The organism is Anaerocolumna xylanovorans DSM 12503, from assembly GCF_900143645.1.
Classification (GTDB): Bacteria; Bacillota; Clostridia; order Lachnospirales; family Lachnospiraceae; genus Anaerocolumna; species Anaerocolumna xylanovorans.
The window spans coordinates 139837-155680 of sequence record NZ_FRFD01000005.1 but is presented as its reverse complement, the minus strand read 5'-3'; the positions used below and the strand labels follow the sequence as shown (position 1 = coordinate 155680).

Below are 15844 nucleotides of genomic sequence, written 5' to 3'. Positions count from 1 at the left end.
TAATTTTATTCTCCGGCTCCCATGGCATAAATCGTCTGCTTGCAGATGATTTACTGCCTCAAATCAGGGTGTGAAATGTTTTTTATTTCACACTAGCTCCCATGGCATAAATCCTCTGCTTGCCGCCAGTTAATCGGGAAGCTTTGGGTCCTCCAGCGGATAATACCCGTCCGGATAGAAACCATCCCAGACATGAACCAGGTCCACCGCCGTTTCCTGGCAAACCTCTACCGTTCCCATTCTATAAAAGCCCCCGTTTTCCTCTGCCTGAATGTCTAACTGCATGGGGCTTCCATCGGAAAAGAAAATCCCTGCCGACAAGATGTATTCCCCTTTAGGCAGCGTTGTGAGGGAAACGATCTCATTGTGCGTAATATCTCCCTGTTTCCAGACGCTTCTGTCAATATTTAAAACAAATTCATATCGCTCTTTTTCCCCTTTAAGGCAGAGCTTAAAGTCATATTCCTGATAACAGGGTGCACTGCCCTTATTTACAAGCCAAAAGCGGACCGGCAGTGCCCCCTCCGCCGCTATCTTTTTCGGATAAGTCAATCTTCTTATGGTAAAGTCATAGCCAATATCCATTGGCCGGTTGGAAAGAGCAGCATGCCAGCGCAAGCTTTCCCTTAAGATACCAGGACCAGGAATCTCTTCCTCTATATGAAGCAGTACCGGCATCCGCTCCCAGGCATTAGAAAGCCCATATTCGGCAAATTTCTCACAGCAGTCTATCCAGTTATCTTCCCTGCAATTTACAATAAGTCCAAAAGGCCTTCCCATTTCTTTAAAATACCGGACCAATGTTTCTTGATTAGGGTCAACCAATAGCGGAAACCCTACGGAGGCTTCCAGATAAGCATCCCATACTCTCTGTTCATCCCCCTCTGTGGAAACCACAATACCAATAAGCTCTTCTTTCTTTAGCGCACTTGCCATTCTTCGGATTAAGTGGGCAAAACATTCCTCTTTTCCTTCCTTTAGCCAGGAAGGAGGTGTCTGCTTTATCAAAAGAACCGGATTATGCACCTTAGACAGTTCTTTTTTTAGATGTATAAGGTCATATTTTCCCCGGTCAGGCTCTAACTCCTTCCAGGCAAGTTCAACCAGATGGTACTGCCCTCTGCCCGGATTAGCCGGAGCTTTGGGAAGCGGCAGCGGCCGTATTTTATAAGTCTCATAGGGACTGTAATGCTCCAGTGCATATTTGCCCATGGTCAGTTCCTCCTTATCTTAAATGACTGTCGACAACCTGCCTGAAGCGGTCAATGTCTTCTTCTGTAATATAAGGCATCCGGTCTGTTTTATCTGCCTCTTCCTTAAGGACTATCATGCTAAGATTATTAAAACGTGCCCCTGTTGTCATATAGGCAGCCGCTGCCTTTTGCAGGGAAGTCTTAAGTTCTATCTTTTTTTCATCCGCTTTCCAGTCACCAAAGACCTCATACCGGAGCATGGCATCTCCCTCCCGTACCGGATACAGATAAAACTGGCGCTGAACCTTTATAATATTGCTGGTTTCATTATCAAGCACCAAAGACAGCCTTGAGTCGTATAACCAGCTTTCACTCCAAAAGCCCTTGACAGGCAGTTCAGGAAAGTAAGTCCGGTAGAATTCCAACGCCAGCAGCATGGAATTCTTAAGCCTTTCAGGAGTATATCCCGGTCCCGAAGGCACATGCAGTGCCAGAAGCATATCCCCTGTACTTAAAGCCTTAGTCCACTCCTCTTTAGATAACGTAACAGCAGCTCTCTCCACAAAACCCATTGGATTGATGGGATTGGCGGTAATACTGTTTTCTGTTTCCTCCCAGATTGAAGTAAAAGCTTCTTTCGTATCATAAATCCCGTTAGTTCCATTTAGCTGCCCGTCCCTGCGAAATTCCTCTTTGGGCTGCCAGAGTGCAGTCACCTTTCCGGATGTCTTATTCCGGTACATGGTAAAGGCATCCCCAAAACGGCAGGGAATAAACAGGAAGCGGTCCATAAGAAAGATAGAGCAGGTATAAAAGTTCATATCCCAGGGAAAATCACTCACTGTCATATCTCCCTGCACCAGTTTCTCCAGCTGAGGCTCCATGGGACGAAAGGGAATATCCTCATAATAATGCTCTGGTACTCCCCGTTCCTCCAAAAGTCTTCTGGAGGGAACCACACAGGCCAATAAAAGCAGAAAAGAATAAAGCTCCCTGTACTTTTGCATACATAACGGAGTCATATTACTGTAGTTATCGACATCACAGCGGTTTCTGGCAGAGCACATATCCCATACCAGAAATTTTGAGAAGTAAAACAGCTTTTCATCTGCTTCCACTGCTTCTGCCGCCCTCGTCAGCATCTCCCTTGTCTCTGCCGGAAGGCTGAATCTTTCAAATACTTCCGTTAAAAAGCTTCGTTCAATAAAGTGGCTGTCTTCTTTCTCCCGGTAGCCGGCAAAAAACTGCTCCAGCCCCTCCGGCAGATTGTCAAAGCCGCAATAATTCACATATTCTTTGAATTCATATGATAAATGTTCCATGCTCTTCCCTCTATTCTACAATTAGTTTGCCCAAACAATAGTAACCGTCCCGCCAGCCTTCAATTGCCAGCTTTATATTGCCAACCTCCGGTATCCCCGTCTCGATTCCTATCTCCAGGGTATATTCACCTGTCCCTGCTGTCAGGATAAATTCCTCTTCCCATAAGATATCCATATCCGGCAGCCAGTTTCTGATATCCATCCTGCTGGTAAGGGTCAGCGTGCCTTGTTCGTTCCTTAGACGAACCACCAGCGGATACCTTTGATAAATCGGAGCGACACCGGTATTAGCCCACAAACCCTTTATTTTAAGGCTTTCTCCTCTTTTTACTGCCGGATTATAAGCAAACTTTCTTAATTCAAACCGGTATCCCATTTTTTTCAGCCATCTTTCAACATTGTCCTTCCAGACTTCAGGAACAGTAGTCCCTTTGCTGTTGTAAGAAGAGATATGCCACTTTAACGATTCTTCAATAATATAATCAATGTCCCAGCCCTGGAGAAACCAGTCATTCATGTGCCAACAGGCTTCAAATACTACCGGAGCCTTTTTCCAGGCTTCATCCATTCCAAAGTTGCATATGTTCTGGGGATAAAAGTCCAGCATATGGGACCATTCCTCCTGATGAAAGCCTCCCATATCTCCCAGACAGTCCACCCGAAATCCGATATTCTCTCTTCTCTCCCGAATAATCCTTAAGGATTTTGGATCATGCAGCAGTGCCTGCAGCGGTGTTAATTTAAAGTTATCGATATAAGCATCCGTAATCTGCCTGATACTGTCATCTGTAAGAAACTCTGTGCCTCCGCCTTCACCCCACGCTCCAACCAGTGCCATATCCACCGAGCTTATTACCGGATGCCCGTCAAATTGTTCTGCAAACTTTTCAATAAACCGGGACCAGTACGTGACATAGGGAGAATTCAGCGGGTCAACTCTCCAAAAAGGAAATTCCGGTTCTTCCGGACATTCTGCCCGAAACCACTCCGGGATATCCTCCTCTTCACCCAAAGCATAAGGGGAGCAGCGGACAATTGCCGTACAGCCTGAAGCTTTTGCTGCTTCCAGCTTTTCCTCAAGTACTTCCCACTGGTACCAGCCCTTCCTGACCTCTATATCCTTCCATCTCACTCCGCAGTATGTAACCTTACTGTCCGGATGGTTCCAGGTTCTGCTATTATTTGCAAATCTGTATTTTTCTACCGGATTGCCGCGGTTATCATATATTTGTTCCACTGTCTCCATCAATCCGGGTGCCGCAATAAAACCAATTCCGGGATTCTCAAGCAATGCATCACTTATCTTGGGATATATTATATATGTATCACTCATTGGTTTCTCTCCTTAGGTCCCATGCATAAATAAAGGGTGTTAAATGCTTTTTATTTTACACTAAGTTATATAATTTGTTTGAAATAAGAGGCAGCCGCTGCCTTTATACCACTCTGCCAATTCCTTAAGTCTGGCATCATCACAGCAGAAGTGCTCCGATAAGCATTGATAGCAGTGTAATGTCCCGATATGTTTTCCCAACAGCTTAAGGTTGAGTGCAATCTCATTATTGCTTAATTCCTTTGTACACTTATGGCAATGGACATATTTCATGCTGCTTTTCCCCTCTTTGTTTCACTGTGCTAAAACAACATTAAAGTAAATCCTATTGCTTTGCTTTGTCATTTTGTTACGTTTGTTTACTAAACCTTATAGTGGGATTATATCATCTGAACCGGGAAGTGTAAATACCATTTTTAAATTTATTTTAAGAAAATTTATAAATATTACATTACTTAACGCAAGAAAAATATTCGGCAAAACTTTAATTTTGCAATCCACTTCACATATACTGCAGTACTGCGGCATTTTTCACGGAATTGCCTTATTCGTAGCAGAAAAATTAAGTATTGACAAAGTAGATACGATATCATTATAATTTAACTATATATATTATACGTATTTTTACGTAAAATTACTAAACAAAGACATCGCAGACTGCGTGTTAAGGGGGTAAACCAATTTGAGTACAATCAGAGAAGTAGCGAATCTGGCAAAGGTGTCAGTTGCTACCGTATCCCGGGTATTGAATAACGATACCAAATATAAAATGACGGACGAAACCCGGTCCCGTGTATGGAAAGCTGTTACAGATTTGAATTATACAGTAAAATCCCCCTCAGGTGACAATAAAGCCCATTCAGATAATATATCTGTAAAAATAGGCTGCGTCTTAAGCGTAACAAAGAACAAATATAACGATCCCTATTTTATGTCCATCCTGTCCGGCGTGGAAGAGCAGCTGCGAAACAGCGGTTATGAACTGGCCTTTATTAAAACCGGTGCCGAACTGGAGGATAAAAAAAACTTATACAGTACCTTCAGCAATCCGGTCTCCGGCCTGATTCTGATGGAATCACTAAACAGTGAGACCTATCAGTTCATACGAAACCAGGTTCCTAATATTGTCGGAATCGATACCCAATGGGAGGATATCGACAATGTGGGCTATGACCATTACAGGGTAGCCAATGTGGCAGTACAGCATCTGATTGACAGAGGACATAAAAAGATAGGCTATATCGGCGGCAGCGGAATGAGCGGCAATATAAAATCCAGCCAGAGATACCGCGGTTATTACGCCGCCCTGCATGCTGCCGGATTGCCGGTAAGTCCTGACTGGGTCATTGATTGTGCCTGGGATGAAAATCTTTGTATAGAGAAGGTTAGCCAGCTCTATCAGAAAAAGGATTCGCCTACCGCTTTCTTTGTGGCCAGTGATTTAATGGCTATGGCTGCTTTAAGCAGCTTGTATAATATTGGAATTGCTGTACCGGACAAAGTGGCAGTAATAGGATTGTCAAATATTGAAATATCCAAGTATTCCAATCCCCCCCTTACTACCATTGAGATTCCTACAAGGGAAATCGGTATGGTTGCTGTGGACTTGCTTTTAGCAAGGATTAACGGATATCAGCTTCTTCCAAGAAAAGTAATCCTTCCGACAAACCTGATTTTGCGTAATTCTACTTAAAGCCTTAAGCAAATTGCCGTATTCGGGTATATGCACTGCCCTTTCATCCGTTAAACAAATGCAAACAGAACAGCCTGTAAAGCAAGTTTTTCAAAGCTATACTTTACAGGCTGTTCTGTTTCTTCAGAAAAAAGGTTACTCATGCCGCTGCAATGAAGTGTCTACAGAACTCCATATACGAAATTCTACTTATAGTCCAAAATAACAATTCCTGCTTTTTTATCCACATCCTGCAGGCTCACATCCAGTTCTTTCTCCATTGATACGTTTAACTTTGCAATCTTTACAAACTTCTCTGCTTTTTCGAATACAATCCCTGCCTTCCCTAAGGCTTTGGTCCTGTAATGCATCGGTATTACAATCTTAGGGCTTAACTGCTTCATAACCTTTGCCGCATCTGCTGCATTTAATGTAAACGTGCCTCCCACCGGAAGAAGCAGGATATCTACCTTGCCAATCTCCTGCATCTGCCTGCAGTCAAGCAAATGCCCCAAATCACCGCAGTGGCAGACATTTAAGCCGTCTATTTTAAAGTGATAGACAATATTCTTCCCTCTCTTAGCCCCTAAAACTTTATCGTGAAAGGTTTCTATTCCTTTTATTTCTATGCCGGCGTTTAAAAACTTCCCGGCCTCTTTGATATGTTCAAAAGTTCCGCTGATTGCACCGACATTATTATGGTCCCCATGTTCATGACTTGTCGTAACAATCCCCGCCTCCAGCTCCGGCAGTTTATATCCAAACATATCATGATAAGGGTCCATCACAATTCTGGTCCCATTTTCTGCGGTAATCCTAAAACATGCTTGCCCGTACCATTTAATTTTCATCTTACTTTTCCTTCGCACATTCTAATATATTTTTTCTTTACTGCTTTTGTTTTTCCAGCTTTTTATATACATTAAAATATACCCATACTGCATTGAATAACAGCAAGGCACTGGTGATATAGAATACATGCCGGATGCCAAAAGCCGCAGAAATCTGTCCGCCCATGACAGCTCCCAAAAACACCCCCAGATATCCGGCTGATATGGTAATTCCAAAGATTCTGCCGGTGAGATGACCTGGCGTTATCTTCTTAATGAGGGTATTTACAGAGGGGTTTAGTCCTCCCAGAGTAAGACCCAACAAAAAGCGAAGCCCCATCAGCTGCCAGGGATTTGTTACAAATGCCTGGGGAATATAAATGACCCCGGCAGCAATCAGTGCAAACAGTATGACCTTATGTACCCCGATTCTGTCGGAAAGCCTGCCTAACCGGGGGGCAGAAATAACATTGGCAAGTCCGGAAGCAGAGAACACAAGCCCTGCTATCAGAGCAACATGGCTGGTTTCACTGCTTAGTTTGCCGACATACACGGTTACAATTGGCTCTATAGAGTATAAGCCGAAGGTAATGATAAAAAGGGTTACAGAAAGAACAACGGTCAGCTGTTTTTCCGGAACACTGTTCCATATTTCCCTGAAACGAAGCTGCTTCTTCTCCTCCTTTATAAAATTCTCCTTCACAAACAGCAGTGTTGTCAGGAATGCAACAAACATCAGGGCACCGGTGATAAAAAACACCGGTTGCAAACCGATTCTGTCTTCGATAAATCCTCCGATAGTGGGACCTAACAAAGAGCCTGCAACATTTGCGGTTGAGAGTGTCCCCAAAGCATAACCGGCGTGCTCTTTATCTGTCTGGGTTGCAATCAAGGTCGTACAGGCTGTGCTGTAGCCGGTAATAGCTCCCTGCAATAGCCGCAAAACAATTAAAACATATACATTAGGGGCAAATCCCATGCAGAATACAATAACTCCCATTCCAAGGCTTGCCCTTAGCAGCATGGGCTTTCGTCCCACTTTATCAGCAGCATACCCCCATACAGGCGAAAAGATTGCAGAAACGATATAGGTGATCCCAAAGGCAAGGCCTGAAATCTTATTAATCTCTCCTGAACTGCTAATTCCAAGCTGTCTGATAAAAAGCGGCAGAACCGGTGCAATCTGGCTCATTCCAATCCCTGTGACAAACATTCCAAACCAGCAGACAAGCAAATTTCTTTTCCAAAGCGGCATATAAAAAGACCTCCTAAAGCTGACTTCTATCCATTAACATGTATAATTAACAGATACAGTATAGCGATAGAACGGTCTCTATTCCATGCACGATTCTAAATTCCATGAACAATTCTGCTATTAAATTGTGACGGGGTTATTCCCTCTGATTTTTTAAACATCCGGCTAAAGTAGAATTCATCTGCAAATCCAAGTTCCTGTGCGACTTCCTTCACCTTTTTATTTCCCTCAATTAACAGCTCCTTGGATTTATCTATTTTTAGCTTATTAAAATACTCAATAATCGTATAACCCGTCGTGTCCTTAAAAGTCCTTGACATATAAGCAGGCGTCATATGAACAAGCTTTGACAGCTCCGGGAGGGTTATCCTGGCATTTATATTTTGATGCATATATTGAATGATTTTTTCAACCTTTAAGGATGTCCCATAGCTTTGAGACTGTTTATTCCTGCTTTGCATAATTTCTATTATCAGCTGCTGGAACATGGTCCTGGCGCTGAATTCATAACCTGGAAGCTTTTCATTCCAGCAGTCGACCAGTTTCTGGAATTGCTCTTCAATATGATAGTACTCCTTTATCTCCTGTACCGGCTGCCCTAAAGGTGCTTGCATGTTATCATTGACATTCCATTTTCCATCATTAAAAGTTATACCGGCGAAGCTGAAATGAATTGTCAAAACTCCGGCTGGTACTGTGCTGTCCAACTCTATGGAATAGGGTACGTCAGGACTGATAATCAACAACATCCCTTTTTTTATAGAATATTGCTTATTCCGTATTTTAAAGCTTCCTTTCCCATTGCAGATAAATATAAGCTCATGATGATTCAGAGTTCTTGCCATTTTAGCATTAAATTGTCCCGGCTCTTTGAATTTTCTGCTATTGCAGTAATGAATGTGAAGAAAGACGTCTTTGAGGTTATTCATATTCCCTCCAAATATTAATAGGATACAGCATTTCATATATGCTGCTATTTTACTTCAAAACAGCCGGACAGGCAACTGCTGCTATTTTATGTGTCAATTCTTATCAACTCTGTTATATTTTTACTTCTATAAACCAAGTCGCCTCTTACGGCAAAGCCCCTGTTCCCCCAAAATGCATATGCCTTATCATAATCTTTATTGTCATTAACCGTATCTACATTTCCTCCGGGCATTCAATTCCCAATAAAGACATGGCATCTGCTATTATTTTTTGTACTGCTTTGCATAATAAAAGCCTTGCTTCCTTATATCCCTCTTCTGCCGTTAGTATCCGGCATTCCTGATAAAATTTATTAAACTGAACCGCCAGATTATATACATACCTTGCAAGAACAGAAGGCTCGTATTTTTCTGCTGCCTCCTTAATCGCATCCGGATAATGTCCCACCAACTTTATCAATTCATAGCTGATATTATCTTTCAGATACTCTGTATTACTCTTTAGTTCCTGTATATCCTTTGTGTCAGCCTTCTTTAGAATGCTGCCTGCCCTTGCACAGGTATACTGAATATAAGGAGCTGTCATTCCATCAAAATTCAATACCTCCTCCCAGCTAAAGTTCACGTCTTTGATTAGTTGGTTTACCAGGTCATGATATATAACAGCACCAATACCAATCTTTTTTGCCGTTTCTTCTTTTTCCCTTAACTCTGGATTCTTTTCTTCAATGGCTGTAAGTGCCCGTGAAATCGCCTCCTTCAAAATATCTTCTGCATATAAGATATTTCCTTTTCTGGTCGATACCTTCTTCCCCTCCATAATGACCAGGCCATACGGAATATGATACATATCCTTCGCCCATTCATAGCCCATTACTTCAAGAGCCTTAAATACTTGAGCAAAATGTAACTTCTGCTCTGCTCCGGTAACATACAGGCACTGGGTAAAATCATAAGTTTTCTTCCGGTAAATCGCTGCTGCCATATCCCTGGAATGATAGATGGAGCTGCCATCCTTTTTCGTGATAAGGCAAGGCGGCATGTTATATTGATCGAGATTAACAATATTAGCCCCGTCACTTTCCGTAAGCAGATGTTTTTCTTTTAATTCCTCTGCCAGCGCCGGGACCTTATCCATATAAAAGCTCTCGCCATGGCAGGAATCAAATTCTATATTCAAAAGCTTGTATACCCTGTCAAATTCTTTTAGACTAATCTCCTTAAACCATTTCCAGAAAACAAGGGCTTCTTCATCCGCTTGTTCCATCTTGGCAAACCAGGCCCTTGCTTCCTCCTGCAGAGCGGAATCCTTTTGAACTTCTGCATCAAACTTTATATAAATACGCAAAAGTTCTGCTATTCCACCTTCTTCTACCAATTCTTTGCTGCTCCAATTCTTATATGCCACAATCAGTTTTCCAAACTGGGTTCCCCAGTCTCCAAGATGATTTATCCGCACCACCGAATAGCCACGCTTCGTATAAAGCTTGTATAGGCTGTTTCCAATTATTGTCGTCCTTAAATGTCCGACATGAAAATTTTTTGCAATATTGGGGGAAGAATAATCCATACATATGATTTTCCCTGTCCCAATATCGGAAGAACCATAGTCTTTCTCCAACGCTTTTTGCATGATACTGTCAATATATAATTCCCTGATAAGAAATATATTCAGGTATCCGTTAACAGCCTCTGCCCTACTGATATATCCTGTTTCATTACTTCCGTTTAAGCTTTCTTTGATTTCTTCTGCCAGTAATTTAGGGTTCTTCTTTAACTCTTTTGCCAGCCGGAAGCAAGGCAGCGAAAAATCTCCCATATTTCCTTCTTGCGGTATTTCAATCATTCTTTCAATCTTACTAATGGAAATCCCGTACAAGTTCCTGACTTCTTTCTCTAACAGCTCTCCTATTGTCTTTTTCATCTTTATACCCATCGCACTGCCACAAATAAAAAGATTAAATGAATCGTATTGCGGCACCCTTTCTATAATTTATATTTTCTTTCAACCTTACTCCTCCTGAAATTTTATAAATAAAAAGAACCATAACGGAGGGTATTTTATCACATACCTTCTATTACGGCTCTGCTCGTACTGTAATTGCATAATATCTGAAATCAGCGCCGCATAGAAACAAGACGTACACCTTGTAACCATGCGGTATTTCTCGCCCGGCTACAGGAACTTACGTCTGTCTTCTGCGTCTTAAGCTGTTGATAATATTATTAGACATTGCAATTACTTCCTTCTTTTTAATTTTAATCATTGAAAAATTTATTTTTCAATATAACATACTCTTCGAAATAATGCAATACAAAAATTGGAATTACTGTAATTTAAACATTTCCAAACTATTATTCGCTGATTTTTAAACTCTAACGAATATTTTTCTTATTCCTTAATAATTCTTAATTCCCCAAAATTCGGTTGTCATTCTCGGTATAAATGTTATAATCATTCATGTTTCAAAAGATTTACAGTTAAGAAGGAGGTGGGTTATCCTTGAATTCAGTGCAACAAATTTTAGTAGTTGATGACGATGCGGATATCAGAGAAGTACTCCGTGTTCAACTTGAAAATAAAGGTTATATGGTATTGGAAGCCGTAAACGGTATAAAAGCTGTTGAAGCTGTTTCTGAAAATCCTGATATTGACCTTATCATTTTAGATATCATGATGCCTGAATTGTCAGGTACTGAGGCTTGTGAGGAAATCCGCAAGATATCTTCTGCACCTATATTGTTTTTAACTGCCAAGTCAAAAGTAAGTGACAAAGAGACAGCTTATGAAAACGGCGGCGATGATTACCTTGTCAAACCCTTTTCACAGGCTGAATTGTTCATGAAGGTGCAATCCCTTCTTAGAAGATATGTTGTTTACAAAGGAAAGCCGGAATACAGCCTTAATAACGCTGAAATACATTTGCAGGATATTTTGATTGATACTGCAAACCATGGAGTTTACCGTGAAAGTCAAAGAATTGACCTTACGGATACCGAATTCCAGGTATTAATGTACCTTGTTAAAAATAAAGGGAAAGCCAAGGATGCCAAGGCAATATACGAAGGTGTATGGAACGAAAAATTTCTTCCTGCCTCTACCAATACAATAATGGTACACATATTAAACCTGCGCAAGAAATTAGAATTGGACTTCAACAGCCCTACAATTATACGTACTATTTGGGGAAAGGGATATCAAATTGATGAAGCATAAATCCATCTTCTCCTTACGGTATAAGCAAATATTCGTATTGATATTAGGAACAGCCATCAGCCTTTTCATGTGCTTTTTGGTACAGACCTTCGGAAATCTTGCAATTGAGAAGAAATATCTGAATGAAACCGCCGAAATGAAAAGATTGGTTACTTACCAAAAATCCTTACAGAATTATATTAATAAAAAGCACATATCCATCAAGAATGTAAGGGACATCTCAAAGTGGGTAAAGAGCCAGCAGTATGTTTACCTGATTATTTATGATGATGATGAAATCATCTATGAATCGGGATACTGGGATGACAAATATTCTGCTTATGAGTTTACCCAAGCAGCCGATGAGAGCAGTACTTCAGACGGTGAAAACATTGAGGATGAAATCGGCCGCATTACCTTTAGTGACGGCACATACTATGTCTCCATTATGGATTCCTCTGAATTGAGATGGTATGACATCGTAACTTATGGTTCATTGGGTGTTTTTTTCCTATTTTTGTTTTCCATACTGATACTTTATAATCGCCGTATTATAGCCCGTATTATGCAGTTATCAAAGGAAGTATCCCTGATAGAAAAGGGGGACTTGGAGCAGCCGATTTTTCACAAGGGAAATGATGAAATCTCCCTGCTTGCCGAAAATGCCGACAATATGAGAAGTTCCATTATTGCAAGGCACAAGAGTGAAAAAGAAGCCTGGGAAGCCAACAGTGAATTAATCACTTCCATGTCCCACGATATCCGTACCCCGCTAACCTCTATCATTGGCTACCTTGAAATTCTGGATTCCAAAAATTACCGTTCAGAAGAACAATTTGATAAATATATTAAAAGCTGCAAGGCAAAATCGATTCAGCTGAAGGATTTATCCGATAAACTCTTTCAATACTTTCTCGTATTCGGAAAAGAAAAAATATTAATGCAGATGGAATCCTTTGATGTCAGAATCCTTTTTCAGCAGTTAATCAGTGAGCATGTTTTTGATTTGAGTAACCTGGGCTTTAACGTCAGCCAGACTTTTGAAGAACAGCCCTGTACCATAACCGCCGACATCCAGTACTTAAAACGCTTGTTTGATAATTTATTTTCCAATGTGACAAAATATGCCGACACAAGCGGCCAGATAATCGTTGCCGGATATATTGAAGGCAATAACTTGGTCATCAGTATATTAAATGACATCCGAAAAGACAGTGCAATTTTGGAAAGCACCAATATCGGATTAAAGACTTGTCAGAAGATAGTGGAACAGATGAACGGAACCTTTGAAATAAAGAAGGACCATTCACATTTTGAAGTCCGCACCGTCTTTCCCGTTAAACGAATCAGAGAGGAGTAAACATACATGAGAAATGTTTTAGAATATCTCGAACATTCTGCCGAAAAATACCCCGAAAAAGAAGCTGTGGCAGATATGGCAAATAGCTGCTCCTACAAGGAACTATTGCAGAATTCTAAACGCATTGGCAGTTCACTGACAGCTGCCTCGGCACCCAAAACACCTGTTATTGTATTGATGGATAAAGGAGTGGAAGCCTTAACCGCCTTTATGGGAATCGTTTATGCGGGGTGCTTTTACATCTTGATCAACCCGGAACAGCCGCTCCTTCGTATACAGCAGATATTAAAGGTTTCCGGGGCAGATTGTATCATTACTTTAAACGGTACAGGGAGCGTGCCAAAAGAGCTTTCCTTTACCGGTAAAGTGCTTGATTACTATGAGCTCCTAAAGGGTGACATAGAGGAAGAAAAGTTACAGCTTATCAGAGATTTGTCCCAGGATATCGACCCCCTATATTGTAATTTTACTTCCGGTTCAACCGGTGTTCCCAAAGGTGTATTGGTAAGCCACCGTTCTGTTATTGATTTTATGGAGTATTTTCCTGACCTGTTCCATATAACAGCCGGGGACATTATAGGCAACCAGGCTCCCTTTGACTTTGATGTATCTGTGAAGGACATTTATTCCACCCTTAAAGTTGGGGCAACCATGGTGATTATCCCCAAGCGGCTTTTCTCCATTCCCATGCAGCTGCTTGACTATATCTGTGAGCACAAGGTGACCACCTTGATATGGGCGGTTTCCGCATTATGCATGATTACACAGTTAAAAGGCTTAACCTACAAAGTACCGGTAACAGTAAACAAGATTTTGTTCAGCGGAGAGGCAATGCCAATCAAGCATCTAAAGATTTGGCAGAAGTATCTGCCGGAAGCTTCCTATGTGAATTTGTACGGACCTACGGAAATCACCTGCAACTGCACCTACTACCGCATCAGCAGGGAATTTGAACTGGATGAGACATTGCCCATCGGAAAGGCATTTCCCAATGAAAAGGTCTTTTTACTGGATGAAAATAATGCCTTAATCACAGAGGAAGATATCACCGGTGAACTTTGTGTATCCGGTACGGCTCTGGCACTGGGGTATTACAACAATACAGAGCAAACACAGAAAGCCTTTGTGCAAAATCCCTTGAATCCTCATTATCTGGAGCCTGTCTACCGAACCGGCGACCTCGCCTTTTATAATAAAGACGGTGACCTTTGTTTTGCAGGCCGCAAGGATTTTCAGATCAAACATATGGGGCACCGCATTGAGCTGGAAGAAATCGAGTTGATTATAAATAGTTACCCGGACATTCAAAGAGCCTGCTGTGTCTTTGATACCAGGAAAAACCGGATTACAGCCTTTTATGTAGGAAACATGGAAGGACGGCAGATTCAGGGTAAGATGCAGGAGTCCTTACCGGTATATATGATTCCTTCCGTATTCTCTTCCCTGCCTGAATTGCCAATCACCGCAAACGGAAAGATTGACCGGAAAAAATTACTGGAGCTGTGCGGAGGAAAATAACAATGAACGAAGAGAAATTCAAACAAGCCATCAGCCAATACAGCACTCCCTTCTACCTTTTTGATGTGGATATATTGGACCGGCAAATAGAAAAGATAAGAGCTGCCCTGGGTAAAGATGTGGGATTGTGCTATGCCATGAAGGCCAATCCATTTATTATCAAAGACCTTGAGAATACCGTCGATTGTTTAGAGGTCTGTTCCCCCGGAGAACTTCATATTTGTGAGCGGGCAGGCATCCCAATGGATAAAATCATCCTGTCCGGTGTATATAAAAAGGCAGAAGACTTAGAATACGCCCTTCATCAATATGGAAATCAGATTCTCTATACCGCTGAATCCCTTTCCCACTGGCAAATCCTTGAAGGCTATGCAAAAGCACATCAGCTCCCCCTTCGGGTTCTGCTGCGCTTAACCTCCGGAAACCAGTTTGGCATGGATGAAACCCTGGTGCGGCAGATTATCGGGGAAAGGATGAAGGAATCTGCCGGCGACGACCTGATACACATTGAAGGCATTCATTTCTTTTCCGGTACGCAAAAGAAATCCGCGGCGAAATTTGAACGCGAACTTACCATGCTTGATACCCTTTGTGCCGATTTGAAAGAGCAATATGGCTTTACAGCAGAGAAGTTAGAGTATGGCCCCGGCCTTCCCATTTATTACTTTGAAGAAGAGAAGGATGAGGAAGATGAGATGCTTCATTCCCTTGCCCTTCTGATAAAGAAGCTAAAATTCACCGGTAAAATCACCCTGGAAATGGGCCGGTTCATAGCCGCCTCCTGCGGCTCTTACGTAACCGGTGTTGTGGATACTAAGATAAATAAAAACCAGCCCTACTGCATCGTTGACGGCGGTATGCATCATATAAACTATTACGGGCAAATGTTAGCAATGAAAAAGCCGCCCATCCTCCATTTGGATAAACGGGACGGCGAAACACTGGAATGGACTGTCTGCGGCTCCCTGTGTACGGTAAATGATGTGCTGGTAAAGCAATATCCCTTTACTGACCTTAGAGCAGGAGACACGCTGATTTTTGAAAAGACCGGCGCCTATTCGGTAACGGAAGGAATATCCCTCTTCTTAAGCCGTGAGTTGCCCCAGGTGATTTTATATTCACAAAAAAGTAACTTCCGTGTGGCAAGAGAGCACTTTCCCGCGGATGCCTTAAATTATTTTCAGCCTTCCGAAAACAATAAAACTCTTAAAAATGGAAGCAGTCATTAATTCTACT

At 41.8% G+C, this 15844-nt stretch carries 13 protein-coding genes; 5 read left to right on the top strand and 8 right to left on the bottom strand.

All coding sequences use genetic code 11. The features are described from left to right. Positions 1-129 precede the first annotated feature (129 nt). The 4 genes from BUF11_RS09070 to BUF11_RS09055 are packed head-to-tail and all read right to left on the bottom strand — an operon-like array spanning position 130 to position 4121. Complete coding sequence (locus tag BUF11_RS09070; RefSeq protein ID WP_073588535.1) at positions 130-1212, bottom strand: DUF4832 domain-containing protein; 1083 nt, start codon at positions 1210-1212, stop codon at positions 130-132. Between the two features lie 13 nt (positions 1213-1225). After that, the gene (locus BUF11_RS09065) at positions 1226-2515 is read right to left on the bottom strand and encodes an acyltransferase domain-containing protein (RefSeq protein ID WP_073588534.1); all 1290 of its coding nucleotides are present in this window, start codon (positions 2513-2515) and stop codon (positions 1226-1228) included. Positions 2516-2525: 10 nt separating this feature from the next. Beyond that, on the bottom strand, positions 2526-3848 hold the full coding sequence (locus tag BUF11_RS09060; RefSeq protein ID WP_073588533.1) for a DUF4832 domain-containing protein: 1323 nt from the start codon (positions 3846-3848) through the stop codon (positions 2526-2528). A 60-nt stretch (positions 3849-3908) separates the two neighbouring features. Next, complete coding sequence (locus BUF11_RS09055; RefSeq protein WP_073588532.1) at positions 3909-4121, bottom strand: hypothetical protein; 213 nt, start codon at positions 4119-4121, stop codon at positions 3909-3911. 409 nt (positions 4122-4530) lie between these two features. Between BUF11_RS09055 and BUF11_RS09050 the strand changes: the two genes are divergently transcribed. After that, on the top strand, positions 4531-5541 hold the full coding sequence (locus BUF11_RS09050; RefSeq protein ID WP_073588531.1) for a LacI family DNA-binding transcriptional regulator: 1011 nt from the start codon (positions 4531-4533) through the stop codon (positions 5539-5541). A 185-nt stretch (positions 5542-5726) separates the two neighbouring features. Here BUF11_RS09050 and BUF11_RS09045 read toward each other — a convergent pair whose 3' ends face one another. The 4 genes from BUF11_RS09045 to argS all read right to left on the bottom strand — a co-directional run bounded on the left by BUF11_RS09045 (position 5727) and on the right by argS (position 10458). Further along, positions 5727-6371, bottom strand: a complete 645-nt coding sequence (locus tag BUF11_RS09045) for an MBL fold metallo-hydrolase (RefSeq protein ID WP_073588530.1) — start codon at positions 6369-6371, stop codon at positions 5727-5729. 37 nt (positions 6372-6408) lie between these two features. Then, entirely contained in the window at positions 6409-7605 is a 1197-nt protein-coding gene (locus BUF11_RS09040; RefSeq protein WP_073588529.1) for a multidrug efflux MFS transporter, read from the bottom strand. Between the two features lie 95 nt (positions 7606-7700). After that, positions 7701-8534: an AraC family transcriptional regulator gene (locus tag BUF11_RS09035; RefSeq protein ID WP_084558569.1), complete on the bottom strand. Its 834-nt coding sequence runs from the start codon at positions 8532-8534 to the stop codon at positions 7701-7703. Positions 8535-8748: 214 nt separating this feature from the next. Next, the gene (argS, locus tag BUF11_RS09030; protein ID WP_073588801.1) at positions 8749-10458 is read right to left on the bottom strand and encodes an arginine--tRNA ligase; all 1710 of its coding nucleotides are present in this window, start codon (positions 10456-10458) and stop codon (positions 8749-8751) included. A gap of 588 nt (positions 10459-11046) precedes the next feature. Here argS and BUF11_RS09025 point away from each other — a divergent pair. The 4 genes from BUF11_RS09025 to BUF11_RS09010 are packed head-to-tail and all read left to right on the top strand — an operon-like array spanning position 11047 to position 15837. Beyond that, entirely contained in the window at positions 11047-11751 is a 705-nt protein-coding gene (locus BUF11_RS09025) for a response regulator transcription factor (RefSeq protein ID WP_073588800.1), read from the top strand. Beyond that, positions 11741-13090: a HAMP domain-containing sensor histidine kinase gene (locus tag BUF11_RS09020; protein ID WP_073588527.1), complete on the top strand. Its 1350-nt coding sequence runs from the start codon at positions 11741-11743 to the stop codon at positions 13088-13090. Before BUF11_RS09025 ends, BUF11_RS09020 begins: the two co-directional genes overlap by 11 nt. 6 nt (positions 13091-13096) lie before the next feature. Next, complete coding sequence (locus BUF11_RS09015) at positions 13097-14608, top strand: amino acid adenylation domain-containing protein (RefSeq protein WP_073588526.1); 1512 nt, start codon at positions 13097-13099, stop codon at positions 14606-14608. A 2-nt stretch (positions 14609-14610) separates the two neighbouring features. Continuing rightward, the gene (locus tag BUF11_RS09010) at positions 14611-15837 is read left to right on the top strand and encodes a diaminopimelate decarboxylase family protein (protein ID WP_073588525.1); all 1227 of its coding nucleotides are present in this window, start codon (positions 14611-14613) and stop codon (positions 15835-15837) included. Positions 15838-15844: the final 7 nt, after the last annotated feature.